Raw genomic sequence first — 25,176 nt, 5'->3', positions numbered from 1 at the left:
ACTTATGAACGGACGCTGCCGACGGGGTTGCGGAGGGTCGAGCCGCGGCGGTCCTTGACCACCTCGAGGCGGACCGGGATCCGGTCGCGCATCTCGGCGACGTGGCTGACCACGCCGACGACCCGGCCGCCCTCGCGCAGCGAGTCGAGGGTGTCCATCACGTCGTCGAGGGTGTCGGCGTCGAGGCTGCCGAACCCCTCGTCGACGAAGAGGGTGTCGAGACGCGTGTCGCCGCGCGAGCCGCTGTCGGACTCCTGGGTGATCACGTCGGCCAGGCCTAGCGCGAGGGCGAGCGACACCACGAACGTCTCGCCGCCGGACAGGGTGGCCGGGTCGCGGGACTCGCCGGACCAGTCGTCGCGCACCAGCAGGCTGAGGCCGCCGCGGTTCTCGCCGGCCCCCTTCCGCCCGGTGTGCACGAGCGAGTAGCGGCGGTCGCTCATCCTGGCGAGCCGATCGTTGGCGGCGTCGACGACCTGGGCGAGGCGATAGGCCAGGACGTACGCCGACAGCCGCATCTGCAGCCGGTTGTCGGGCGAGCGTCCGTCGACGAAGGCGGACAGCTCCGAGGTGAGGTCGAGGTCGGCCTTCACCGGCTGCCACGCCGCGACCGCCGCGGACACGGCGGCGTGCAGCGCCTCCAGCCGCTCGAAGCGGCCGGCTGCCATGGTCAGGGTCGTCACCGCCTCGGCCGCCGCCGCGCGCGTGTCGTCGGCGACACCACGAATGCTGACCAGGTCGGGGGCGGGGGCGGCCGCCGCCTCGACCAGGACGACGTCGTCGTAGGCCTGCCGAGCCGCGAGCCGCGCGGCCTCGTGGGCGCGCACCGCCTCACCGAGCGCCTCCAGGTCGTCGGGCTCGAGGTGTGCCTCGGCGGCGCTCAGGGCGTCGGCGAACCCGCTGGCGCGCAGCGCGTCGGCCAGCGACTGCTCGGCGCGGGCGGCGTCGTCGTGAGCGTGCGCGGCGCGGTCCATGGCCGAGAGGGCGGCGTCGCACGCGGCCGCGAGGGCAGTGAGACGCTGCCCGCGCGTCGCGAGGTCGGGGTCGTCGGTCTCCCAGAGCAGTGCCTGGATCTCGGCGGTGACCTGGGCGACCTGGGAGCGCTCCGTGGTCTCGGCGGACACGACGCCCTGCTTCTCGAGCTTGGCCGCGTCGCGACGGCGGGTGAGCTCGCCGGCCTCCTGCTCCATGGCGGCCACGCGCGCCTCGAGCGTCGCTGCGGTCTCTGCGAGCTCCCGCAGCCGGGACGCCTCGGCGTCGGCGGCCTCGACCTGCTGGCCGAGCCGACCGTGCTGGGTGCCGGCCATCAGCTCGGCGATCTCGAGCCTGGTCCTGAGGTCACGCACCTGCTCCTCGCGGAGGAGCTTGGTCGCCTCGGCGTCGTCGACAGCCTTGCGGGCAGCCCGCTCCGCCTCGGCGTCCACGCTCGAGCCGCCGACACGGGCGGGGTGGGGGTGGTGCTCGGAGCCGCAGACGGGGCAGCCGCCACCGACGACGAGGGTCTGCGCCATCTCGGCGGCCATGCCCTCGATGCGCTGCTCGCGCAGGTGCAACCACTGCTCGGTGAGGAGGTGGACCTCCTCGACGGCGAGGACCAGGGCGGTCTTCGCCTCCTCCAGCTGGGGCGCCAATGCGGCGTGCTGGGCAGCAGCGGCCACCCGCTTGTGGAGGTCGGCGGCGCTGCTCTCGGCGCCGGCCAGGGCCGCCGCGGCGGCCACGGCCTCCCGGTGCTGGGCGCGGGTGCGCTCGAGGCGGCCGGGGAGCAGCGCGAGCGCGGTCTCGTGCTGGGTGAGCTCGTCGTCGAGCAGCTGCACCCGGGCGGCGTACGTCTCGACCTTGCGGCGCATGGCGTCGAGCTGCTCCTCCCGTGGCTGGAGGGCGCGGGCGGCCGCCGCGTCGAGGCGGGCCTGGTCGCGGGTGCGCGCGAGCTCGTCGGGGTCGCCCAGGCGGTCGGCGGGCAGGCCGTGGTCGGCGAGCGCGGCGCGCGCGGACGCCTCGACGGCACGTGCCTCGACGGAGCGGGTGCGGGCGCCCTCCGCGAGCGCGATGAGCGGGAGGATGCGGCCGGCCCGGCCGGCGGCCTCGAGGCGACGCACGGAGCTGAAGTGCTGCGTCTCCTCCTTGTCGAGGCGTGAGAGCTCGGCGCGGGCCGCGGCGTGGCGGTCCTGGAGCTCGGCCAGCCGCTCGGCCGTCGCGAGGTCGGCCGTGGCGAGGCTCGCGGCCCGCTCGGTGACGGCGGCATCGTGGCGGGCTCGCTCGTGGGCGTCCTCGGCGAGAGCCAGCAGCAGCGTTGCCCATCCTTCGGTGCGGGCGGCGCCGGCCACCTCGCCGAGGTCGGGCACGCGACCGGCGAGCGCGACGGGCGGCGCGGCCTCGCTGAGCCGGCTGACCAGGTCGGCGACCGCCTGCTCGTGGGTCTCGGACTCCCTGCGCAGCGTCGTACGACGCTCACGCAGCCACTTCTCGACGTCCTCGAAGCGGCCGGTGCGGAAGAGCTGCTGGAGCAGCTTGTGGCGGTCCTCGGAGCGGGCACGCAGGAACGCCTGGAAGCGGCCCTGGGGCAGCATCGCGACCTGGCAGAACTGCTCGACGTTGAGCCCGACCAGGTCGCCCACCAGGTGCCCGGCCTCGTCGAGCCGGGTGGACCGGGTCCGCCAGGCGCCGTCGACGCGCTCGCTGACGACCACCGACGCCTGCTGCGTCGTCATTCCGCTGCCGCGGCGCTTGGGCCGCTCCCAGGCGGGGGAGCGCTGGATCCGGAAGCGGCGGCCGCTCAGCGTCGCCTCCAGGACGACCTCGGGGGCGACCCCCGCCTCGGCCTGGTCGGAGCGCAGCCGCTTGGCGCTGCCCCGATCGCCGGGGACGTCGCCGTACAACGCGAAGCAGACCGCGTCGAGCACGCTCGTCTTGCCGGCTCCGGTCGCGCCGCTGAGCAGGAACAACCCCGCGCCCGACAGGGCATCGAAGTCGACCTCGACGGTGTCGCCGAACGGCCCGAAAGCGGTGATGCGCAGGTGGTGGAGCCTCATCGCGCGTCACCCGCCTCGGTGACCAGCACGTCCTGGTCGCGGTCGTGGCAGCAGGCGTCGACGGCGTCCTGGAGCAGCGCGGCCTCGGCCTCGCTGGCGGGAGTCCCCCGCAGCTCCTGCACGAAGTCGAGCGCGATCGCCTGGTCGCCGCGGCCTTGCGGACGGTGCCGCGGCGTCGTGTCCCGGTCGACGTGAGTGGGCTCGAAGGTCAGGACGAGGGTGTAGGGGAACCGCTTCCTCAGCCGCTCCATCGCCTGCGCGGGACGCGCGTCGTCGGTGAGCGTCGCCTGGACGTAGGACGCCTCGTGGCGGCTCAGCCCGGGGTCCGCGAGCAGGTCCTCGAGCGCGCCGCGGATCCGGGTCAGCTGACGAGGGACCGGCGCCTCGACGAACTCGGCGCTGATCGCACCGGCCCGGTCGAGGTCGACGAGCCACGAGCCCTTCACCTGGTCGGCCTCGCCGAAGCTGTAGGCCAGTGGGGAGCCGGAGTAGCGGATGGTGTCGGTGACCTGCTGGCGCCCGTGCAGGTGGCCCAGGGCGACGTAGTCGACGCCGTCGAACACCTGGCTCGACACCATCGAGACCCCGCCGACGCTGATGTCGCGCTCGGACTCGCTCGGCTCACAGCCCGCGACAAAGGCGTGCGCGAGCACGATCGACCTGGTCGTGCTGTCCTTCCTGGTGAGGTCGCGCCTGACCCGGTCCATCGCCTGGGTGAGCGCGGCCTCGTGGCTGCGCGCCTTGAGACCCCAGGGCTCGCGGAGGGCGTCGGGCTCGAGGAAAGGGATGCCGTAGACGGCGACCTTGCCGTGCTCGTCGTCGAGAAGCACCGGCCTGCCGACCTGGCTCGCGTCGGTGCGGATGAAGACCCCCGCGGCGTCGATGAGCCGGCTCCCGAAGCCCAGCCGCTGGGCGGAGTCGTGGTTGCCGCTCGTCACGACCAGCCTGGCCCGGCTCTCCGCCAACCGGCTGAACGCCTCGTCGGCCAGCGCCACCGCGTCGACCTGGGGGAGGGCGCGGTCGTACACGTCGCCGCTGAGCACGACGAGGTCGACCTTCTGCTGCTCGACTGTCTCGATCAGATGGTCGACGAACACCGCCTGGGCCCCGAGCATCCCCTCACGGTGGAACGACCGGCCGAGGTGCCAGTCAGAGGTGTGGAGGACTCTCACATGCGCAACTTAGGTCCCACCGCCGACAGGGGGTTGGACCCACGCCGTAGTCGGTGGGACACACGGCGGGCTTGGGTAAAGCTTCAGGCGGTGGAGGCGAACGCGGCGGACTGGCGGCGCATGATCTCGACCATCGAGGTGCCGCGGGGGACGCCGTACACGGTGCCGGGGAAGTCGAGGGGCTCCTGGGCGGCCCAGAGGGCGTCGTGGCGGTCGGGGGAGAAGAGCTCGGCGGGCTGGCCAGCGGCGATCCACCCGATCGGGACGGTGGTGCCGGGTGCGAGCGTGGTGTTCACGTGGACCACAGAGCTGATCCGGAGCTCGGAGCGAGTGCCGATCATCGCGCCGGGGAAGACCGAGACTCCCGTGGCGACGAAGACCTCGTCCTCGATGGTGCAGCCGTTGAGATGGGTGTGCGGGCCGACGAGGACGTGGCTGCCGATCGCGCAGGGATGGGCGGCGCGGCCGCGCAGCAGGGCGTGCTCCATGACGACGGCGTACTCGCCGATCACCACAGGACCGAGGTCGCCGTTGAGGACGGCCTGGTGGAGGACTCGGGAGTGCGCGCCGATCGTGACGTCGCCGGTGACGACGGCGCTCGACGCGACGGTGGCGGTCGGGTGGATCGTGGGCATGCGATCAGGTTAGGTCCGCAGTCGGGTGCGGGGGGTCCCGCGACGGTCGCTGCGCGACCTCCTCGACCACCGGGGTCAGTGGGTCGGTGCTGTCTCGTCGGCTGCCGGGGATGCCGCTTGCACGAGGGACTGGGCGTAGCGGCCGACCATGGTCCAGACGACGAGCAGGAGCGCGACGTTGACGCCGATGACGACGCCGTACTCCCAAGGCGCGGCGTCGTGCACGGGGACGTCGTCGCCGGGGACGCTCGCGAAGACGAGCAGGTCGTTGCGGACCACGAAGAAGGTGGCGACGTAGAGAGACGCGATGACCGCCCAGTTCAGGACGGGCGCCCACGGGCGGGCGGCCTTCAGCTCGGGGGTGCCGTACAGCTTCTGCAGCGCGCGGCGGGGGCCGACGTCCAGGTAGCGGTAGGCGACCAGCCAGTAGAGCAGCAGGAAGTAGAGGTCCCACCGGACCGCGATGGCGGCGACGACGATGTGGAAGCCGTACTCGAAGAAGTTGCGCAGCACCACCCAGGTGCCGATGAGCCTTCCGAAGGACTGGGGGTTGCGGTTGAAGAACGCCGCGATGGGCAGCGAGGAGGACAGGAGCAGGATCCGTCCGCCCCAGTACCAGAGCGTGCTCTTGTTGGCCACAGCCAACGGCCCGATCACGAACAGGTCGAGCGAGACGACCACGATGTGCAGGGTGAACAGGTTGATCGCGACCCGGTTGGAGAAGAGCGGGTTGAGCAGCTCAGAGGGGCGCTTCCGCCCCTGGACGATCTGGCGGACTCCTACCGACAGGCCCCAGAGGATGAGCGAGACGTAGGCGGCACTGACCACCCAGTCCATCGATCAGTCCTTCCGCGAGAGACGTCGGCGCAAGGAGCCGAAGAGGGCGCGCGTCAGGGTGACCGGGTGGGTCGTCGCCGTGACCACCTTGAAGGCCGTGCTGTTGGGGTCGAACGCGACGCCCAGCTGCCGTAGAGGCGTGCCGAGGTCCATGTAGATCCGTTCGTTGACCATCGAGTCCCCCTCGAACTCGAAGACCAGGCACATCGGGAAGTCGACCTTGCGTCCCGTGGCCGGCAACCCCCTCCACGTGCCGAGGTGGGTCCCTTGGAAGCGGCCCTCCACGACCACCACCTCCGGCGCCGGCGAGATGCGCACGGGCTCGAAGTGGAAGTCCGGGAAGGCCTGTTTGTTCTCGTCGAGGAACCCGGTCACCGCGTCGTGGCCGTCGTACGTCGTCCCGTCGGCCAGCACCTCGTACTTGGCGCTGCCGAACTTCGCCGCACAGGCAGGAAAGTCGTGTGCGTTCTCGAGGCGCATGTGGTCTAGGACAGTTTCCAAGCGCACGTCGGTTGCTGACACGATCGGGAGCATAGGACGGTCCGGCGTGGTCCGTCTTGGACGGAATCGAGTGGCCTAGCCCGCAGCGAGGACGTGAAGCAGCAGGTGTTTCGTGAGGTGCGGCTCGGACTCGCGCTCAACGGCGGAGTGAGCCTGGCGATCTGGATCGGCGGAGTCGCCGACGAGCTGCTCCGCGCCGTCAGCGCGGGGGAGGGGCACCCGCTCGCGCAGGCGGAGTGGGTGGACCTCTGCAGCGAGCTCGACCTCGTGGTCCAGATCGACGTCGTCGTCGGCACCAGCGCCGGCGGGGTGAACGGCGCCTTCCTGGCCACCGGTCTCGCGAACGACGCGGCCAACCTCGTCGCCCTCCAGGACCTGTGGATCAACAGCGGCGACTTCTCCTTGCTGCTGCACCCGCCGCGAGCCAGCGACATCCGCTCGTTGCTGCGCGGCGACACCTACTTCCTCCCGCAGCTGCAGAGCGCCCTCGAGGCCGTCGCGGCCAGCGGTCGCGGCGAGCGGGACCTCAACCCGCCGCTCGACATCCGGCTCACCTCTACGAACCTCGAGGGGCAGGTCCTCACCATCTCCGACGGGGAGTCGGCGCTGCAGAGCCTCGACCACTCGGTGGAGTTCCGCTTCACCGACGACGACTTCCACTTCCAGCGCGATCCGCTGTCGTCCCTGCGGGTCGCCCGCGCGTGCCGTTCGACGGCATCCTTCCCGGGCGCCTTCGAGGCGAGCACGGTCCCTGCGGGGCTCTACGAACCCCGCCACGCACCCGCCCTGGCGAACGGCGGACCCGACGGCGACACCGTCGGGCCGGCGTACCTCGTCGACGGAGGTGTCCTGAACAACCTGCCCGCCCGCAACGCCGTCGAGGCGATCGCGGCCCAGCCGGCGGCCGAGCGGGTGCACCGGGTGCTCGCGCTCGTCGTGCCCGACCCGGTGACCCGAGAGATCGGCGAGGCATCCGCACCGCTCGTCGGGCGCACGGTCGGGCAATCGACGCTGGGGATCCCGCGCAACCAGTCGATGTCGTCGTTCCAGCTCGACGTGCGCAACCACAACAACGACGTGCTCAGCCGGCGCGCGGCCCGCACCGCCTTCCTCGGCGACCTCGGCGGCCTGCCGCCCGCCGAGGCATGGAGCCGGTTCCTCGATGTCGCCCAGGCCCTGTTCCCGTCGTACTGCGCCGGCCGGCACCGCCGGTCGTGCGACCGGATCCTGGCGCGCCTCAGCGACCGGGTCACCCCTGAGCTCGCCAGCGTGCTGATGCGCACCGCGGGCGACGCAGGATCGGTGACCCTGCCCTGGATCCCGAGGGAGTACGCCGACAAGCCGGGCGACTACTGGGGCGGCTCCCCGGTACGCCGGCTGGTCGCGCTCATGGTGACCTGGACGAACCTGGCGGTGGGGCTGCTGACCGAGGCCGGCGACGCGGCGGGCGCGTCCCAGCTGCTGGCGGCCAAGGCGGGGCTGTCCAAGATCCGTGACGAGGCCGACCACTTCGCGCCCGTCGGGGCGATCGACGCGCTGCTGCTCGAGGAGCTGGCCAAGCAGCCCCATGAGCCGGTCGCGGCGTTCGAGACCGCCCTGCGCCGGTGGTCGGAGACCGAGCACACGCCCGGGCTCGACGGGCTCGTCGGGCGCCTGGGCGAGCACCTCGGCCTCCTCGTCGGCACGGTCCGGCCCCACCTGTCGGTCGAGGCGTCAGCCAGCGGATCGGAGAGTGCCCGGACGATGCGCGGTCTCGTGACGCTGCACGACGGCGCGGGACCGTCCGACCTCGGCCGCCTGGTGCTCGGGTTCGAAGTGGTCGAGATGGCCTTCGGCCCCGCCGACCCGCCTCCCGACCAGACGATCCGGCTCGCGCACTTCACCGCCGACGAGGCGGTCACGATGGACCCGGCGCAGCGCGACGACCCCGACGAGAAGCTCGCGGGAGTCCAGCTCGGCCACTTCGCGGCCTTCCTCAAGCGCTCGTGGCGGGCCAACGACTGGATGTGGGGGCGGCTCGACGCCGCCGAGCGGATGGTCCGCCTCCTCGACGAGGCCACCGAGGGCCAGCTCACCAGCAGCGGCCGTCTCGACCACCACCTGCGCGCCGTGCAGTCGGCCGTGCTGCGCGACCTGCTGCCGGTGGTGGCCGCCGAGATCGAGGCCGACGGCCGCGCCGGCGCCAACGTCAGCGAGGAAGCGCGGATCTTCGCCGACGCCGTCACCCGGGCGGGCACCCCGGACCCGGACCGGCCCGGCCGGGTCACGCTCGCCGGCGTACCTCCCGAGCGTCTCGCCGAGCTCCTCGCGCTGAACCTGGTGGGCGTCGAGAGGCTGGCCGGTGAGGTGGGCATGCCGCACGTCGGGACGCTGATGCTCAACGCCGCGACGACGACGGCCGCGCTGCTCCGCGCGGAGGCACCACGCGGCGTTCGCGGCTTCGGCACCTTCATGTCCTTCACGTCGACGACGATCTGGCGCTGGCGCCAGCTGTCGCTGAACACCCGCCGCGTCGTCGCCGCCGCCGTGCTGGCGATCGCCGTCGCGTCGGGCATCTTCGTCGTCGCCACCCGCACCGGCGGCGTACCCGGTTGGGTGGCAGTGCCGGCGTGGGTCCTCCTCGTCGTGACGCTCGTCCTCCTGGCCGGCCGGGTCGCGATCCAGGACGTCAAACGCCGCAGTCGCAGGGCCGCGGCCCGCGCGCGGATCCAGGCGAGAGCCGCCGCCGAAGCACTAGAGAGGAGCCAGGCATGACCACCACCGTGCCCAACCCCGCGAGCGACGCCCCCGAGATCGGCGACCTGATCGCCGCCGGGGACGCCGCCCTCATCGACGAGCGCTATGACGCTGCCGTCGAGAGCTATCGCGCGGCGCTGGCGGCCGGCGCCGACGATGCGACGGTCGGCCCCAAGCTCACCAGGGCCGACCTCGCGGCGGCGAGCGCGCTCACCCTCGGCGAGCAGCAGACCAAGGTCTTCCAGTCCCGGATCTCCGCGGTCGCGGCCGGAGGCACCCTCGAGGCCCCTCCCGAGCTGCCCAAGCCCGCCGCGCCAGAACCCGGCCAGCACGGTCCTGGGTACGCCGTCCGCGTCGCCGCTGGTCGCGCGGCAGGCGCTGCGGGGTCGGCGGTCTTCCACCGGCTGACCAAGCTGGCCGGCCGCCGTGGCGCCAGCGGCGAGATCTGGACCGACTGGTACTCCGTCGGCGAGCGGCTCCCCGGGCCGCTGCAGAAGTGGTACCAGATCCTCAAGCTGGCGCACATGCGCGAGACCTTGTTCGAGAACAACCTCGTGCGGCCCTACCCCGAAGGCGTCAAGACCGGGTATGTCGAGGGCGACCTCGAGCCGCCCGAGTGGGCCGAGCGGTGGCGCAGTGCCGACGGCTCGTGGAACTACCTGCTCAAGGACGACGACGGGCGCCACGACCCGATGGTCGGGGCGGCGTACACGCGCTTCTTCCGCAACGTCGGCGACGACCGCGGCCTTGCGGGGATCCGGGTGCCGGAGGACCCGGCCACCGACCCGGTGAGTGTCCGGGAGCTCAGCCGGCGCCTGATGGCCAGCAAGGGTGAACGCAAGACCATCCCGTTCCTGAACCTGTGGGCCGCGGCATGGATCCAGTTCCAGAACGCCGACTGGGTCAGCCATGGCTCCAACGACGAGAGCCGCACCGTGTCCATCCCACTGGCCGAGGACGACCCGCTGCGCAGCTACGGCATCGACCACCTCTCGATCCACCCGACCCAGACCGACCCAACGCGCCGACCCGAGGACGAAGGACTGCCACCGACGTTCCTCAACGAGGTCACGCACTGGTGGGACGGCTCGCAGCTCTACGGCAGCGACTGGGACACCCAGCGCCGGGTGCGGTCCATGGCGGGCGGCAAGCTGCTGATCGGTGACGACGGCATCCTGCCTGTCGACCCGGAGACCGGCACCGAGCTGACCGGCTTCTCGCGCAACTGGTGGGTGGGTCTGGGTCTGCTGCACACCGTCTTCGCGCGCGAGCACAACGCCATCTGCGACATGCTCGCCGAGAACCACCCCGACTGGGACGACGAGACGCTGTTCCAGACCGCGCGGCTGATCAACGCGGCCGTCATGGCGAAGATCCACACCATCGAGTGGACGCCCGCGATCCTGCCCAACCACTCGCTCAACGACGGGATGATGAGCAACTGGTACGGCCTGGTCACCAACGCCTTCGGCGGCCTGCACAAGCGGGTGCTCGAGGACATCCCGATCACCAGCCGCGAGCTCGGCGGCATCGTCGGCAACCCGCAGGGCACCTTCGCCAAGTACGGCCTCAGCGAGGAGTTCACGGCCGTCTACCGGTTGCACTCCCTGCTCCCTGACACCGTCAACATCCTTCATCTCGACGGGACGCCCGCTGAGGACGTGCCGCTCGGCCGCACGCGGCACGCCGGCTCGCACCGGATGATCGGCGAGTTCGGCTTCGACGCCCTGGCCAGGACCTTCGGCGAGCAGCTGCCGGGAGCGCTGGTCAACAACAATTACCCGGCGTCCATGCAGGACGTGTCGGTGCCGGGGATCGGGGTCATGGACCTCGCCGCGGTCGACCTCTACCGCGACCGCGAGCGCGGCGTCCCCACCTTCAACCAGCTGCGCCGCGAGATCGGCCTCAAGCCGATCACGAGGTACGACGACCTGATCGACGACCCCGACGTCGTGGCCGAGCTGCGCGACCTCTACGGCACCGACGACGAGGGGCGCGACAACGTCGACGACATCGACCTGCTCATCGGGACGCTCACCGAGGCGCACCGTCCGACGGCCTTCGGCTTCGGCGAGACGCTGTTCCAGATCTTCATCCTCAACGCCAGCTGGCGGCTGCTCGGCGACCGGTTCTACACCGACGACTACCGCTCGGAGGTCTACACCACCGAGGGGCTGGCCTGGATCGACGAGGCGTCGTTCAAGAGCGTGCTGCTGCGCAACGTGCCGGCGCTGGCCGAGACCGGGCTGGCCAACATCACGAACGCCTTCGAGCCGTGGGACGAGGGCAGGCTCAGCGAGGAGCGGCACCCGCTGCGGGCCTGCACCAAGGGACTCGGCCCCGACCCGTGGGCGGGCGAACGAGCTCGCGGGGTCTCCTGACGGTCGCTGAGCGACCTCCTCGACCACCGGAGCGGGTCAGGCGTAGCGGACGGTGCGCTCGCCGTTCGTGAAGCCGTAGAGCGCGAGGCCTGCCTCGGCGGCGAGGTGCGCGGCGAGGCTCGAGGGCGCGCCGACGGCGACGAGCGAGCCCATGCCGGCGGCCACCGCCTTCTGGACGAGCTCGAAGCCGGCCCGACCCGACACGACGAGAGCGGCCTCGGCGACCGGGTCGCCGGCGAGGAGACGCGCGCCGGTGACCTTGTCGACGGCGTTGTGGCGTCCGACGTCCTCGCGGACGACGAGCAGCTCGCCGTCAGCCGTGGCCAGGCCCGCGGCGTGCACGCCGCCGGTGCGGGAGAAGACCTGCTGACGCTCGCGGAGCTGGTCGGGGAGGCGGCGTACGACGTCGACCGACGGCAGCTCCCCGTCCCACGGCTTCGCGTGCGGGATGTCGAGGACGGCCGAGATCGAGTCCTTGCCGCAGACGCCGCAGGCCGAGCCGGCGCCGTACCCGCCCGTGCCGGTGTGCCGGTGCGACATGTCGATCAGCGGGGGCGCGGAGAGGGTCAGCGTGACGACGTTGAACTCCTGCTCCGGCGTGAGGTCCTCGTCGGTGCAGTAGGCGACGCTGCGGACCGCGCCGGGCTCGGGCTCGACGAGCCCCTCGTGCGCGGCCCAACCGGCAGCGAGCTCGAAGTCGTGGCCCGGCGTCCGCATCGTCACCCATGCCCGCGAGGCCGGCGAGCCCGGCCAGGTCAGCCGGATCTCGAGCGGCTCCTCGGTGACGAGACGGTCCTCGCGCTCGTGGCTTGCATCGCCCTTGGTCTCGGTCACCCGGACCCGGACCGTGGGTCCAGGGCGGCGGGAGCTGCTCACAGGATCAAGCGTACGGCCGGTCGAGTGCGCGCCCTCGCAGAGACCACGACCACCAGCGCACTCGACCTTCGACCGGACCGCGCTACCGGACGATCTCGAACTGCGCCATCATCCCGTGGTCCTCGTGGTCGAGCATGTGGCAGTGCAGCATGAAGACGCCCGGGAAGTCGGTGAACCTCGCCGCGACGACGACCTCCTCACCGGGGTCGAGCCGCCAGGTGTCCTCGAGACCCTGCTCCCACGGCGGCGGCTCGTCGCCGTCGCGCGACAGCGTGTGCCACTGCTCCTGGTGGAGGTGGACGTAGTGGGTCATGTCGCTGGTGTTGCGCAGCTTCCACTTCTCGACCGAGTTCATCCGGACCTTGTGGTCCATGCGGCTCGCCTTGAACATCTTGCCGTTGATGGACCAGAACGACCCGTGCTGCCCGCCGGAGTGCATCTCGGAGAGATCGAAGGTCCACGTCTTCGACACCTTGCCCGGCACGCCCTTCAGTGGCGCGAGCGGTCGCAGCTTGCCGGGCACGCGCGCCTTCTGCGACGTCGTCCCGCGCACGCGGAACTGCATCAGCGCCGCGTTGCGTGATCCCGTGCCGGTGCTGTCACTGCGCGGGATCGTGCTGAGCAGCACGTCCTGCCCTGCCTTCCCCCGGAAGTCGACGACAACGTCGGCCCGCTGGGCAGGGCCGAGCAGCACGTCCTGGCGCGTGACCGGCGCGGGCAGCAACCCGCTGCCCGTCCCGACCTGGGTGAACGCGGAGCCGTCGGAGAGCGCGAAGTCATAGGCGGAGAAGAGCGACGCGTTGAGCAGCCGCAGCCTGTAGAGCCCCGGCTTCACGGTGAGGTACGGCGCGTACTGGCCGTTGACCAGGATCCGCTGGCCGACCGTCGCGTCGTTCGGGGGTGCGTGCTCGCCGGTCATCCAGCCGGGCATGCCGCCGTGGCCGGAGTGCGCCGCATGACCGAACGGGTCGGACAGCTGGTTCGACGCCGTGAACGACCGGTCCGAGAAGTGCAGCGGCACGTCGTACTTGCCGGTCGGCAGGCCGAGCTTCTTCTCCTTGGGGTCCGTGATGAGGAACATCCCCTGCAGCCCACGCCAGTTGTTGCGCGCCGTCACGTGCATGCGGTGGTCGTGGTAGAAGTTGAACGCCGCCGGCGCCGGCTTCCCGGCGTCGCGCAGAGCGTAGGTGTAGGTGCGCTTGGCGCCCTTCTCGATGAGGTGCTTCGTCGGCTGCCCGTCGTCGGCCGAGCTCTGGTGGCCGCCGTGGTGGTGGACGGTCATCGACCCGGCGTCCTTCGGCAGCTTGTGCACGAAGGTGACCTTGGTCTGCTGACCGGCCCGGCGCTCGATGGTGGGTCCGGGATAGCTGCCGCCGTAGGTCCACATCGTCGTCTTCGGGCCGTCGGCCATGATCCGGACGTCGGCCTTCTTCATCGGGATGGTGATGTGGTCGCCGCTGAGCACCTTGGGGATCCGCAGCGCCTGGTCGAACGACGGGGGAGCGGGCACCTCGCCGACGGGTCCGCCGATCACCGTCAGCGTCCCCCGCATCCCCGGGTGGAAGACGCAGTAGAAGCCGTAGGCACCGCCGGCCAGCGAGGGCAACGCGAACGAACGCGTGGTGCGCGCCGGGACGCTGAAGCCGAAGAGCGGGTCGCCGCTGGTCCCGAGCGCGTCCGAGGTCACCGTGTGCAGCACGCCGTCGCCGTTCGCGATGGTGAGCGTCCCGCCCTGCGCCAGCGCCACGTCCGGGTTGACGTACCCGTGGGTGGCGCCGCCCAGGGCGATCGAGATGGTCACCTCGGGAGGGCCGGGGTCGGCGACCATCGCCGGCTCGACCTTCGCGCTGCTCGGCGTGAGCACGAGCCCCACCGCTGTCGCCACTGTCACTGCCACGCCGACGGCGGCAGCCGTCAGCCTTCCGGCCCCCCTGATCACCACCGCCGCATTCTCTGGTGCCGACCGGCTCTGCGGCACATCCATTGGTGCCGTGTCGCCCAAAGGTCTGGACCGGTCAAGAGCATGAAGCCCGCCGCCACGACGCCGGTGATCACCAGCCGGCGGTGCTGTGGACGGGAAGTGGGCCGGCCTCGCGAGTTGCGGTTTGGTCACCAACCGCAGGTCTGCGGCCGGGATTTCTGCGGTTGGGGACCAAACCGCAACCTTCGAGCGAACCCCTCAGCCGACGGGCAAGCGCTCGCGGGAGTTGTCCACAGGCTCGTCGGCGAGCGTCTCGTGGTGGCCGTGGCGGTCCCACCAGCGGGCGAGCGGCGCCGGGGCCCACCAGTTGGCGCGGCCGAGCAGCCGCATGGTGGCGGGGACGAGCAGCGCCCGGACGACGGTGGCGTCCAGCAGCACGGCGACGAGCATGCCGACCCCGATCATCTTGATGAAGACGATCCCGGACGTGGCGAACCCTCCGATCACGACCGCGAGCAGCAGCGCGGCGCTGGTGATGATCCGGCCGGTCCGCTGCATGCCGATCGCGACGGCGGCGGTGTTGTCGCCGGTGCGGTCCCACTCCTCGCGGACCCGGCTCAGCAGGAACACCTCGTAGTCCATCGACAACCCGAAGAGGATCGCGAGCATCAGGATCGGCTCGGTGACGTCGAGGTAGCCAGGTGAGTCGAAGCCCAGCAGCCCGGACAGGTGACCGTCCTGGAAGATCCAGGTCACCACGCCGAAGGACGCCGCGATCGAGATGATCGCCATCACGATCGCCTTGAGCGGCAGCACCACCGAGCCGAACGCCAGGAAGAGCAGCACCAGCATGATCACCCCGACCATCAGCGCCATCACGGGCAGCCGGTCGAAGACCGAGTCCACCAGGTCCACCGTCGCTGCCGAGGGCCCGCCGACCAGGACCGTCGCGCCGTCGGGCGCGGGAACCTCGCGCAGGTCCTTGACCAGGTCCTGGCTCGTCTGCGACTGCCCGGCACCGATCCAGCTGACGCGCAGCAGCGTGCGGTCGCCGTCCGAGCCGACGGGCTGGACGCCGATCACGTCGGCCACCTCGGCCACGTCGGCGGCGTACTGATCGACCTCCGTGGCAGAGCCGCCCGTCACGACGACCTCCGCCGAGGACGTGTCGCCGCCGAACTCGTCGGCGATCACTTCGGAGGCGACCCGGCTGGGGGACCCCTCGGGCAGGATCCGCTCGTCGACCGACCCCCATTGCGCGCCGAGGATCGGCGACCCGATGAGCAGCAGGGTGGCCGTGATGCCCACGAGGTACGCCACCGGGCGGGCCATGACGCTCCGGGCGATCCGGGCCCAGGCGCCGTGTCCATCGTCAAGGTCGGTGCCCTCGGCGCCGGCGCGAGCCAGCCTGCGGCGGCGCCAGGGCATGGTCCCCCACTCCAACCGGCGGCCGAGCAGCGTCAGCACCGCGGGCAGGATCGTGAGCGACGCCGCCATCGCCACCAGGACGGCGGCCATGCCGCCGTATCCCATCGATCGCAGGAACGGCTGCTTGAAGACCAGCAGGGACGACAGCGCTGCCGCGACGATGACGCCGGAGAAGAGCACCGTGCGGCCGGCAGAGGCCATCGTGCGCTCGATCGCGATCACGACGTCGGCCCGGTCGCTGGTGGGCCGTTTGCCGAGCTCCTCGCGGAAGCGGTTGACCACGAAGAGCGCGTAGTCGATCGCCAGGCCCATCCCGAGCAGGGTGATGACGTTGATCGAGAACACCGACACGTCGGTGAGGTTGGTGATCAGCCGGACCACCGCGAAGGCCCCGACCACCGCGACCAGGCCGACCATCGTCGGCATCAGGGAGGCGATCGCACTCCCGAAGATGACCAGGCTGAGCAGCAGCACGATGGGCAGGGAGATCGACTCGGCGCGGGCGATGTCCTTGCTGACCTGGCCGTTGACGTCCTCGAAGACGACGTACTGGCCCGCGACGTGCGTCTCCAGGCCGGTCGACGAGGAGGCGTCGAGGTCGTCCCGGACGGCGTCGTACGACGCCACCTTCTCCTCGAGGTCGTCACCGGCCAGCGTGACGATCACCCGGGTCGCGTGCTGGTCGGCGCTCACCAGGTCGGGGGACTGGGTGTCGAACCAGGTGACGGTGTTGACCACGGGGCCGGCGGCCAGCCCATCGAGGGTGTCCCGGACCGCCGCTGCGAACTCCGGGTCGGCGATGGTCAGGTCGTCGCTGGAGTAGACGACGACCAGGTCGGCCGAGCTCTCCGGGAAGGACTCGAGGACGGCGGACAAGGCGCGGCTCGACTCGGCGTCGCGGTCCTCGAACCCGCCGTCGGACAAGGCGCCGAAGACGCCGAACCCGTAGACGGCCGCCAACGCGACGAGGACGAGAGCGGCGGCCAGCACGGCGCGGGCCCGTCGAGCGACGAAAGCGCCCCAGCGGTTCATGGAGTTGCTCCTGCACAAGATGGTGTCGGACCTTCAGAAAAGTTAATGCGCATAACTGTGAAGGGTGTTCACAGGAGTTGTCAACCTTTATGGTTAGGTGACGAGTCGAGAGGAGATCCGATGACGACGACTTCGGCCGACACCGGCCCGACGCGCCGCGAGCGACAGCGTCAGGCTACGTACGACGAGATCGTCGACGTCGCCCGCCAGCTGCTCCGCGGCGGCAGCGAGGTGTCGTTGCGGGCCGTGGCGACGGAGATGGGACTGACTCCGCCGGCGCTCTACCGCTACGTCGACGGCGCCGCTGCGCTCAACGCGCTGGTCACCCGGCAGATCTTCGTCGACGTCGTGGCCGCGATGGCGGTCGCGCGCGACGAGCATCCCCAGGACGATCCGGCCGCTCAGATCGTGGCCGCGGCAACGGCGTTCCGCGCCTGGGCGCTGGGCAACCACGCGGAGTTCCGGATGGTCTTCGCGTCTCCGCCGACCCCGGGGGACGACCGCCACGAGCACTCCTTCCCCCTGCTGGCCGGCGCCGACGAGTGCGCCGAAGGGGAGTCGCTCTTCACCGACTTCTTCGGCGAGCTGTTCTACCGGCTCTGGGAGCAGCGCCACTTCCCGGCGCCGTCGCGCGACCAGCTCGAGCCCGGTGTCGTGACCCGCTGGGAGTCGGCAGGCGAGTCACCCAAGGCCGACCTGGTCCGCCTCTTCGGCGACGACGGCGTCGGCGTGCTGTGGCTCTTCGAGCTCGCCTGGGCGCGCCTCTACGGCATCGTCACGCTCGAGGTCTTCGGCCACATGGACCCTCAGCTCACCTCGTCGGGCGCGCTCTTCCGCGCGACGATCCTCGAGATCGGCACCAGCCTGGGCATGGCCGACGACTGGGAGCGTCTCAGGGTCATCGCCGGCTATCCGGGCGATCAGGCCTGATCGCTGGGTGCTCGACCGGCGCTCACCTAGGGCTGGGCGTCGGGCTCCGCTCGCGCCACGTGCGTGGCTAGGCGCCCGGCCGCGTCGACCACGAGCGGGTCGAGCGAGTCGTCCTTCTCGGCCACCAGCGCCTCGAGAGCACGGCGCATCCGCGGGTCCCAGAACGTCTCGATGTGCCGGGCGATGGCCTCGGCGGCCTCCGAGGCAGGCAGGTGCGCGAACTGGCGGGCGATGTCGTTGCCCATCCGCGCCTCGACCTTGGTCAGTGCATTCATGCGTGGACCGACGAGGGCTCGCGCGCCTGCGCCACCGCGGCGTCGCCGCGCTGGTTGGCGACGCCGACCTGGACGGCGGTCACCTTGTATTCAGGGCAATTGGTGGCCCAGTCGGAGTTCTCGGTCGTCACGACGTTGGCGCCGGTCACCGGGTGGTGGAAGGTCGTGTAGACCACGCCGGCCGGCATCCGCTCCGAGACCATCGCGCGGAGCGTCGTCGACCCCACCCGGCTGGAGAGGTCGACGAGATCCCCGGTCGAGATGCCGCGCACCTCGGCGTCGGCGGGGTGGATCTCGAGAACGTCCTCGGGGTGCCACGTGTTGTTGGCGGTACGCCGGGTCTGGGCCCCGACGTTGTACTGGCTGAGGATCCGCCCGGTCGTGAGGATCAGCGGGAACTTCCGCGTCGACCGCTCGGTCGTCGGCACGAACACCGTCTCGATCAGCTTGCCCTTGCCGCGCACGAACCCGTCCACGTGCATGATCGGCGTGCCCGTCGAGCTGTCGTCGAAGACCGGCCACTGCATCGAGCCGAGCTCGTCGAGCCGGTCGAACGAGACGCCCGCGAACGTCGGTGTGGTGGCCGCGATCTCGTCCATGATCTCCGAGGCGGAGTCGTACGACATGTCGTAGCCCATCGCCTGCCCGATCGCGCAGGTGATCGCCCACTCGTCGAGGCCGACCTTCGAGGAGAAGACCGGCCGGACGCGGTTGATCCGGCGCTCGGCGTTGGTGAAGGTGCCGTCCTTCTCGAGGAAGGACGTGCCGGGCAGGAAGACGTGCGCGAAGCGGGCGGTCTCGTTGAGGAAGAGGTCCTGGACGACCACCAGGTCCATGGCCCGCAGCGCCGCCTCGACGTGCTGGGTGTTGGGGTCGGACTGGGCGATGTCCTCGCCCTGGACGTAGAGCCCGCGGAAGGAGCCGGCCAACGCGGAGTCGAACATGTTGGGGATGCGCAGCCCCGGCTCCGGGTCGAGGGACTTGCCCCAGAGGGACTCGTAGATCGCGCGAGTGTCGCCGTCGGAGACGTGCCGGTAGCCCGGGAACTCGTGCGGGAACGAGCCCATGTCGCACGAGCCCTGCACGTTGTTCTGACCGCGGAGCGGGTTGACCCCGACGCCCTCGCGACCGATGTTGCCGGTGACCATGGCGAGGTTGGCCATGCCCATCACCATCGTCGAGCCCTGGGAGTGCTCGGTGACGCCCAGACCGTAGTAGATCGCCCCGTTGGGGACGCTCGCGAAGAGCCGTGCGGCAGCGCGCAGCTCGTCGGGGTCGAGGCCGGTCACCTCGGCCGTCGCCTCGGGCGAATGAGCAGGATCGGCGATGAAGGCCAAGTACTCGTCGGCGTCCTCGCAGCGCTCCTGCACGAACGCCGCGTCGTGCAGGCCCTCGGTGACGATCACGTGGGCCATCGCGTTGACGAAGGCGACGTTGGATCCCGGGAGGACGGCCAGGTGGTGGGCCGCCTCGACGTGCGGGCTGCGCACCAGGTCGATGCGCCGCGGGTCGGCGACGATCAGTCGCGCACCCTCACGCAGCCGCTTCTTCATGCGCGAGGCGAAGACGGGGTGGGCGTCGGTCGGGTTGGCGCCGATGAGCAGGATCGCGTCGCTCTTCTCGACAGACTTGAAGTCCTGCGTGCCGGCAGACGTGCCGAAGGTCTGCTTGAGGCCGTAGCCGGTGGGGGAGTGGCAGACCCGCGCGCAGGTGTCGATGTTGTTGTTGCCGAACGCCGCCCGGACCAGCTTCTGGACGACGTACACCTCCTCGTTGGTGCACCGGCTCGAGGAGATGCCGCCGATGGCGCCGACGCCGTGCTCGGCCTGGAGCGCCTGGAAGCCCGTGGCGACCTTGGCGATCGCCTCCTCCCACGAGACCTTGCGCCACTCGTCGTCGATGGTGTCGCGCACCATCGGGGAGAGCTGGCGGTCCTTGTGGGCGGCGTACCCGTAGGCGAAGCGGCCCTTCACACAGCTGTGGCCCTCGTTGGCCCCGCCGTTCTTGGACGGGATCATCCGGACGACCTGACTGTCGTCACCGTCGCCCTGGACCTCGGCGCGGAAGGAGCAGCCGACCCCGCAGTAGGCGCACGTGGTGTCGACCGAGCGCGTGGGCATGCCGAGCGCGACCACCGACTTCTCCTGCAGCGCGGAGGTGGGGCAAGCCTGCACGCACGCGCCGCACGAGACGCACTCGGAGGAGAGGAAGTCGGTGCCTCCGGCGCTGATCATCGAGTCGAAGCCGCGCCCCTCGACGGTGAGCGCGAAGGTGCCCTGGATGTCGGCGCAGGCACGCACGCAGCGCGAGCAGACGATGCAGGAGGAGGCGTCGAAGTTGAAGTAGGGGTTGGACTCGTCGACGGGGTGCGCGTGCGCTACCTCCTCGCGCGTCTCCGGCCGGCCGTAACGGACCTCGGCGGAGCCGACGGTCGCGGCCATCGCCTGGAGCTCGCAGTTGCCGCGGGCGCAGCCGTCGCAGTCCTCGGGGTGGTCGGAGAGATAGAGCTCCATCACGTTGCGGCGCAGCTCACGCACCGTCTCGGTCTGGGTGCTGACGACCATGCCGTCAGAGCACGGCGTCGTGCACGAAGCAGGAACGCCCCGAGCGCCGTCGACCTCGACCAGGCACATGCGGCAGGAGCCGAACGCCTTCATCGAGTCGGTCGCGCACAGCTTGGGGATGGCCACGCCTGCCTCGGTCGCGGCCCGCAGCACCGACGTGCCGGCGGGGACGTCGACGTGCCGGCCGTCGATGGTCACCGAGACGGTCGACTCGGCGTCACGAACGGCCGGGGTCCCGAAGTCGATCTCGGGGTTCCAGATGCTCTGGGGCTCGTCGATGAGCGTCATGCCGGCGCCACCTCTCGCTCGAAGTCGTGGGGACCGAAGTCCTCCGGGAAATGCTTGATCGCGCTCTGCACGGGCATGGGGGTGAGCCCGCCCATCGCGCAGAGCGACCCCTTGGTCATGGTGTCGCACAGGTCGTCGAGCAGCACCAGGTTGGTCGCCACGTCCTGCCCGTCGGCCCTGCCCGCGATGATGCGGTCGATGACCTCGACCCCGCGCGTCGAGCCGACCCGGCAGGGTGTGCACTTGCCGCAGGACTCGACCGCGCAGAACTCCATCGCGAACCGCGCCATCTTGGCCATGTCGACGGTGTCGTCGTGGATCACGATGCCGCCGTGCCCGAGCATCGCCCCCGACTCCGCCAGGGCTTCGTAGTCCATCGGGACATCGAAGCCGGTCGCGGGGACATAGGCCCCGAGGGGGCCACCGACCTGGGCGGCACGGACCGGACGCCCGGTGAGCGTGCCGCCGCCGTACTCCTCGACGAGCTCGCGCAGGCTGACCCCGAAGGGCAGCTCGACGATTCCCCCCTGCTTGATGTTGCCCGCCAGCTGGAAGACCTGGGTGCCACGCGAACGGCCGGTGCCGAGCTCGGCGTACGCAGCCCCTCCGTCGGCCAGGATCATCGGGACCGCACACAGGGTGAGCACGTTGTTGACCGCGGTCGGCCGGTCCCAGAGACCCTTGATCGCGGGGATGGGCGGCTTGGCACGGACCTCGCCACGCTTGCCCTCGAGGCTGTCCAGCATCGAGGACTCCTCGCCGCAGATGTAGGCGCCCGCACCGACCCGGACGTGCAGGTCGAAGGAGAGTCCGGAGCCGTGGATGTCCTCGCCGAGGTAGCCGTGGGTGTACGCCGCGTCGATGGCCCGCCGCAGCGCGGAGACCGCGTGGGGGTACTCCGAACGGACGTAGACGTAGCCCTCGCTGGCGCCCACGGCGTACGCCGCGATCGTCATGCCCTCGACCAGCGTGAACGGGTCGCCCTCGACCACCATGCGGTCGGCGAAGGTGCCGGAGTCGCCCTCGTCGAAGTTGCAGGCGACGAACTTGAGGTCGGCCTCGAGGTCGTGGACGGTCTTCCACTTGATGCCGGCCGGGAAGCCGGCGCCGCCGCGACCGCGGAGCCCCGAGTCGGTGACTTCCTGGACCACCTCGGCGGGGGAGAGGGAGAACGCCCGGCGCAGGCCGGCGTACCCGCCATGGGCTTCGTAGTCGGAGATGGACGCGGGGTCCACGATCCCGACCCTCACGAAGCTGACCCGTCGCTGCGAAGTCAGCCAGGGGTGCTGGTCGACGACGCCGATGTCCCGGGCGTGCTCGCCCGCGAGGACGGCGTCGACGTCACCCGGCTCGACGTTGGCGTAGCCGACGCGCCCGGCATCGGTCTCGACCTCCACCAGCGGCTCCAGCCAGAGCATGCCGCGCGAGCCGTTGCGCACGACGCGGGCCCCGGCGGCCTCGAAGGCAGCCGCGACCTCGTCGGCGCCGACGGACACGGCAGCTGCGTCCCCGGGGACGTAGACACGTGCGCTCATCGCCACGCCTCCGTCAGGTTGGTGATCCGCTCGGAGGACAGCCGACCGTGCAGCCGGCCGTCGAGCGTGCCGGACGGCCCGAGCGCACAGTTGCCGAAGCAGAAGACCTCATCGACCTCGACGTCGCTGCCAAGGTCGGCGGCGCGCGAGGTCGTGTCGGCGTACAACGGCTCGGCCCCGACCGACTGGCAGGCCTCACCGCGGCACAGCGCGATCGTGTGGGCGGCCGGCGGCTCGGTGCGGAAGTCCTTGTAGAAGGTCACCACGCCGTGCACCTCGGCCACCGACAGGTTGAGCACGTCGGCGATGGTCTCGACGTCCTCCCTGGCGACGTGCCCCAGCTCCTCGACGACCTCGTGCAGGACCGGCATCAGCGCTCCACGCTCAGCGAGGTGAGCCGTGGCGATGGCGCGGACGAGGGCGACGCGGTCGGTCGTGCTGGACGGGTGACTGGACGGGTGACTGGACGGGGACCCCACGGGCGAGGTCGGCATAGAGGCGGCTCCGGACGCTGGACTGACTGATCGTTCAACTGACTGCGGGTTCAAGGCTGACTGATGGTTCAAGGCAAGCATAGGAGGGGTCAGTGTGACCCTGGTCTCAGTCTACGCGCGTCATGGCCGAGTGCCAGGGACGCACATGACCGTGAGCACCCGGTCTGCCTCTGCCGGCGATAGGCACCGTCTTGACTTGCTCTGTAATGATGTAATCACGTAATCAACAGTGAGGAGCTGTCAACATGAGAAGCGAAGAACGCGAAGAGCACGTAGACCGCGGCGAGCGTCGGCGCGGGCGGCACGGATCGCGCGACGGCCGACGAGGACCTGGTCGACGTGGCGGCTGGCAGGCGGCCGACACGCCGCCCGCGGACGACGCCGCCGAATGGTTCACGGGGAGGCTGCCCGACGAGTGGTTCAGCGACGTCGAAGTGATGGTGGACCGCGAGGAGATCACGGTCGTCGGCACGCTCCGCGACGCCGAGGCCACCGAAGGCGCCGCCGCCGAGGGCCGGATCGACCGGTTCCGGGAGGACACCCGAGGTCGCCGCATGCAGATCGCCGACGAGGCCGAGGTCCGCTACGGGCGCAAGGTCGCCTGGGGAGTGCGCCACGGCGACGTCGAGGCGCTGTTCACCCACCTGGCCGTGCCCGTCATGACGCGGCTGCGCCAGCCCGAGCGCCGGGTGCTCGACACCTTGGTCGACGCCGGCGTGGCCCGCTCCCGCTCCGACGCCCTGGCCTGGTCGGTCCGGCTGGTCGGCGAGCACGCCGACGAGTGGCTGGGCCAGCTCCGCAAGGCGATGACCGAGGTCGACCGGCTGCGCGGCGAGGGCCCCGGGCTCTAGAGGGCGATGACCTGCGGTTTGGTCACCAACCGCAGGTCCGACGGGCCAAAGCCTGCGGTTGGTGACCAAACCGCAGGTCCGAGGTTCCGATCAGGAGACGCCGACCGCGGCCTCGCGCCGCTGGTCTCCGGCCGCGAGCAGGTCACCCGTGACGGAGCGGTACGCCGCGCCGACACCCCCGAAGTACATGTGCGGCTCGGCGTAGGCGTGCCCGGGGAGTCCCGATGCCGCCACGGCGGCGGCCAGCGCCTCGTCGGGCTCGTGCTCGACGGTGAACCCGCCGTCACCGCGACGCAGGTGCAGCCGCGGGTCCGCGATTGCCTCCTGCAGGTCGGCACCGTGCAGGAATCCCTGGCCGAGGACCAGCATCAACGCGCTGGTGATCCGGTCCGCGCCGGGCGACCCGATCGCCAGCGCGCGACCGTCGGCGGCGCGCGCGGTGGTCGGCGCCATGTTGGACGCCAGCCGCGTGCCGGGCGGCAACGCGTGCAGCCCACGGCGGTTGAGCTCGACCTCGCCGAGGCAGTTGTTCAACAGGATGCCCGTGCCGGGGATGCAGGTCCCCGAGCCGTAGCCGCTGCTCATCGTGATCGCGCAGGCACTGCCGTCGGCGTCGACGGCCGAGATGTGCGCCGTCGACGGCGACTGCAGCGCCGCCAGGCCGCGCGCGCCGACGGCCGCCAGGAGCGCGTGGCCGTCGGCCTCGAGGTCGGCGGACCAGTCGTGGACGTCGAGGCGGTAGCCCAGCACCGCACGCTGCACCTCGATGGCGTCGGCCCATGTCCACGGTCGGGTGACGCTGCGTCGGGCCAGCTCGCCCAGCATGACCGCCAGCACCGGCCCTCCCACCGACGGTGGCGGGTTGGTGGCGACCATCCAGTCACCGACCGTGATCGTGTGCGGCTCCCGCACGACCGGTGCGTACGCCGCCAGGTCCTCCGCCGTGACCAGTCCGGCCCCGACCATCGAGGCGACGAGGTCCCGCCCCACGCGCCCGGTCTCGAACAGACCGGGGCCTTGGTCAGCGAGCTCGTCGAGCACGTCGGCCAGCAGGAGGTTGCGGGTCCACTCGCCGCCCTCGAGGAGGCGGCCCTCGGCGGTGACCAGCGCATGGGCCTCGGCGTCCTCGGCGAAGAGGGTGTCCGCCGTGAAGGAGAGGTAGCGCGAGGCGGCCGGGCTCATCGGGTAGCCCTCTCGCGCCGCGGTCGTCGCGGGGGCCAGGAGCCGTGCCCAGTCCAGGCGCGCGTGCCGCTCGTGGGCCACGGCGAAGGCGGGCACGATGCCCGGCGTCGCGACCGAGCCGGCGCCCGCGTACATCGTCACGCCGCCGCCGTACGTCGTGCTGACCTCGCGGACCCCCGCCCCGAAGGCCGAGCCGGCTGCTCCTCGGCCCGGCATCTCGACGTTGCCGTCGACCACGACCGGCTCGCCGTCAGCCGGCCACAGGGCGACGTACGCCCCGCCGCCGAAGCTCACCATGCCCGGCTCCGTCGCCAGCGCCACGAAGGCCGCTGCCAGGGCGGCATCGACCGCCCCACCGCCGTCGGCGGCGACCCCGAGGCCCGCTTCCAAGGCCTGCCGCCCGGTTGCGGCGACCGCGACCCGGCTGCCGGTGCTCCCGATGTGTTGTCCCATGACAGGTCGATTCTGGGCCATTCGGCTCTCCTCGGCTGTCGCCGGCCAGCGGTACG

General features: G+C 71.3%; 17 protein-coding genes. 4 read left to right on the top strand and 13 right to left on the bottom strand.

The window, feature by feature from the left end; all coding sequences use genetic code 11:
* Positions 1-2: 2 nt before the first annotated feature.
* The 5 genes from ABD295_RS07380 to ABD295_RS07360 all read right to left on the bottom strand — a co-directional run bounded on the left by ABD295_RS07380 (position 3) and on the right by ABD295_RS07360 (position 6,153).
* Positions 3-3,029: an AAA family ATPase gene (locus tag ABD295_RS07380; protein ID WP_344303033.1), complete on the bottom strand. Its 3,027-nt coding sequence runs from the start codon at positions 3,027-3,029 to the stop codon at positions 3-5.
* Entirely contained in the window at positions 3,026-4,201 is a 1,176-nt protein-coding gene (locus tag ABD295_RS07375) for an exonuclease SbcCD subunit D (RefSeq protein ID WP_344303032.1), read from the bottom strand. The genes ABD295_RS07380 and ABD295_RS07375 overlap by 4 nt, the downstream gene beginning before the upstream one ends.
* 83 nt (positions 4,202-4,284) lie before the next feature.
* The gene (locus ABD295_RS07370; RefSeq protein WP_344303031.1) at positions 4,285-4,836 is read right to left on the bottom strand and encodes a gamma carbonic anhydrase family protein; all 552 of its coding nucleotides are present in this window, start codon (positions 4,834-4,836) and stop codon (positions 4,285-4,287) included.
* A 75-nt stretch (positions 4,837-4,911) separates the two neighbouring features.
* Positions 4,912-5,673: a hypothetical protein gene (locus ABD295_RS07365; protein ID WP_344303030.1), complete on the bottom strand. Its 762-nt coding sequence runs from the start codon at positions 5,671-5,673 to the stop codon at positions 4,912-4,914.
* A gap of 3 nt (positions 5,674-5,676) precedes the next feature.
* Positions 5,677-6,153, bottom strand: a complete 477-nt coding sequence (locus ABD295_RS07360) for an ester cyclase (RefSeq protein ID WP_344303029.1) — start codon at positions 6,151-6,153, stop codon at positions 5,677-5,679.
* A gap of 114 nt (positions 6,154-6,267) precedes the next feature.
* Between ABD295_RS07360 and ABD295_RS07355 the strand changes: the two genes are divergently transcribed.
* Both ABD295_RS07355 and ABD295_RS07350 read left to right on the top strand, forming a co-directional pair.
* Positions 6,268-8,928 (top strand): patatin-like protein, encoded by a 2,661-nt coding sequence (locus ABD295_RS07355; RefSeq protein WP_344303028.1) that lies wholly within the window; start codon positions 6,268-6,270, stop codon positions 8,926-8,928.
* Positions 8,925-11,291, top strand: a complete 2,367-nt coding sequence (locus tag ABD295_RS07350) for a peroxidase family protein (RefSeq protein ID WP_344303027.1) — start codon at positions 8,925-8,927, stop codon at positions 11,289-11,291. The genes ABD295_RS07355 and ABD295_RS07350 overlap by 4 nt, the downstream gene beginning before the upstream one ends.
* A gap of 36 nt (positions 11,292-11,327) precedes the next feature.
* On the opposite strand, the gene ABD295_RS07345 is transcribed toward ABD295_RS07350, so the two are convergent.
* The 3 genes from ABD295_RS07345 to ABD295_RS07335 all read right to left on the bottom strand — a co-directional run bounded on the left by ABD295_RS07345 (position 11,328) and on the right by ABD295_RS07335 (position 16,548).
* Complete coding sequence (locus ABD295_RS07345) at positions 11,328-12,167, bottom strand: formate dehydrogenase accessory sulfurtransferase FdhD (RefSeq protein WP_344303026.1); 840 nt, start codon at positions 12,165-12,167, stop codon at positions 11,328-11,330.
* Positions 12,168-12,249: 82 nt separating this feature from the next.
* Entirely contained in the window at positions 12,250-14,109 is a 1,860-nt protein-coding gene (locus ABD295_RS07340; RefSeq protein WP_344303025.1) for a multicopper oxidase domain-containing protein, read from the bottom strand.
* 237 nt (positions 14,110-14,346) lie between these two features.
* Positions 14,347-16,548, bottom strand: coding sequence for an MMPL family transporter (locus ABD295_RS07335; RefSeq protein ID WP_344303024.1), 2,202 nt, complete (start codon positions 16,546-16,548; stop codon positions 14,347-14,349).
* Between the two features lie 120 nt (positions 16,549-16,668).
* Between ABD295_RS07335 and ABD295_RS07330 the strand changes: the two genes are divergently transcribed.
* On the top strand, positions 16,669-17,478 hold the full coding sequence (locus tag ABD295_RS07330; RefSeq protein ID WP_344303023.1) for a TetR/AcrR family transcriptional regulator: 810 nt from the start codon (positions 16,669-16,671) through the stop codon (positions 17,476-17,478).
* Between the two features lie 26 nt (positions 17,479-17,504).
* Here ABD295_RS07330 and ABD295_RS07325 read toward each other — a convergent pair whose 3' ends face one another.
* From ABD295_RS07325 to ABD295_RS07310, 4 genes are read right to left on the bottom strand one after another with little or no spacing between them, the layout of a single operon-like run.
* Positions 17,505-17,753, bottom strand: a complete 249-nt coding sequence (locus tag ABD295_RS07325) for a formate dehydrogenase subunit delta (RefSeq protein ID WP_344303022.1) — start codon at positions 17,751-17,753, stop codon at positions 17,505-17,507.
* The gene (gene fdhF, locus ABD295_RS07320) at positions 17,750-20,605 is read right to left on the bottom strand and encodes a formate dehydrogenase subunit alpha (RefSeq protein WP_344303021.1); all 2,856 of its coding nucleotides are present in this window, start codon (positions 20,603-20,605) and stop codon (positions 17,750-17,752) included. Before fdhF ends, ABD295_RS07325 begins: the two co-directional genes overlap by 4 nt.
* The gene (locus ABD295_RS07315; RefSeq protein WP_344303020.1) at positions 20,602-22,140 is read right to left on the bottom strand and encodes an NADH-ubiquinone oxidoreductase-F iron-sulfur binding region domain-containing protein; all 1,539 of its coding nucleotides are present in this window, start codon (positions 22,138-22,140) and stop codon (positions 20,602-20,604) included. The genes fdhF and ABD295_RS07315 overlap by 4 nt, the downstream gene beginning before the upstream one ends.
* A complete protein-coding gene (locus tag ABD295_RS07310) occupies positions 22,137-22,547 on the bottom strand; it encodes an NAD(P)H-dependent oxidoreductase subunit E (protein WP_425574011.1) in 411 nt (136 codons plus the stop codon). The genes ABD295_RS07315 and ABD295_RS07310 overlap by 4 nt, the downstream gene beginning before the upstream one ends.
* A gap of 332 nt (positions 22,548-22,879) precedes the next feature.
* On the opposite strand from ABD295_RS07310, the gene ABD295_RS07305 reads away from it, so the two are divergent.
* Positions 22,880-23,485, top strand: coding sequence for a hypothetical protein (locus ABD295_RS07305; protein WP_344303018.1), 606 nt, complete (start codon positions 22,880-22,882; stop codon positions 23,483-23,485).
* 90 nt (positions 23,486-23,575) lie between these two features.
* On the opposite strand, the gene ABD295_RS07300 is transcribed toward ABD295_RS07305, so the two are convergent.
* A complete protein-coding gene (locus tag ABD295_RS07300; RefSeq protein WP_344303017.1) occupies positions 23,576-25,120 on the bottom strand; it encodes a gamma-glutamyltransferase in 1,545 nt (514 codons plus the stop codon).
* Between the last annotated feature and the right edge of the window lie 56 nt (positions 25,121-25,176).

Source organism: Nocardioides bigeumensis (assembly GCF_039531755.1).
Classification (GTDB): Bacteria; Actinomycetota; Actinomycetes; order Propionibacteriales; family Nocardioidaceae; genus Nocardioides; species Nocardioides bigeumensis.
Note: the sequence above shows the minus strand (reverse complement) of the source record. Positions and strands in the feature narration are given on the sequence as shown.

Coding starts and splice junctions, on each gene's coding strand:
- ABD295_RS07380 (WP_344303033.1), bottom strand. CDS start 3,029: ATGAGGCTCCACCACCTGCGCATCACCGCTTTCGGGCCGTTCGGCGAC.
- ABD295_RS07370 (WP_344303031.1), bottom strand. CDS start 4,836: ATGCCCACGATCCACCCGACCGCCACCGTCGCGTCGAGCGCCGTCGTC.
- ABD295_RS07365 (WP_344303030.1), bottom strand. CDS start 5,673: ATGGACTGGGTGGTCAGTGCCGCCTACGTCTCGCTCATCCTCTGGGGC.
- ABD295_RS07360 (WP_344303029.1), bottom strand. CDS start 6,153: ATGCGCCTCGAGAACGCACACGACTTTCCTGCCTGTGCGGCGAAGTTC.
- ABD295_RS07350 (WP_344303027.1), top strand. CDS start 8,925: ATGACCACCACCGTGCCCAACCCCGCGAGCGACGCCCCCGAGATCGGC.
- ABD295_RS07335 (WP_344303024.1), bottom strand. CDS start 16,548: ATGAACCGCTGGGGCGCTTTCGTCGCTCGACGGGCCCGCGCCGTGCTG.
- ABD295_RS07330 (WP_344303023.1), top strand. CDS start 16,669: ATGACGACGACTTCGGCCGACACCGGCCCGACGCGCCGCGAGCGACAG.
- ABD295_RS07325 (WP_344303022.1), bottom strand. CDS start 17,753: ATGAATGCACTGACCAAGGTCGAGGCGCGGATGGGCAACGACATCGCC.
- fdhF (WP_344303021.1), bottom strand. CDS start 20,605: ATGACGCTCATCGACGAGCCCCAGAGCATCTGGAACCCCGAGATCGAC.
- ABD295_RS07315 (WP_344303020.1), bottom strand. CDS start 22,140: ATGAGCGCACGTGTCTACGTCCCCGGGGACGCAGCTGCCGTGTCCGTC.
- ABD295_RS07305 (WP_344303018.1), top strand. CDS start 22,880: ATGAGAAGCGAAGAACGCGAAGAGCACGTAGACCGCGGCGAGCGTCGG.
- ABD295_RS07300 (WP_344303017.1), bottom strand. CDS start 25,120: ATGGGACAACACATCGGGAGCACCGGCAGCCGGGTCGCGGTCGCCGCA.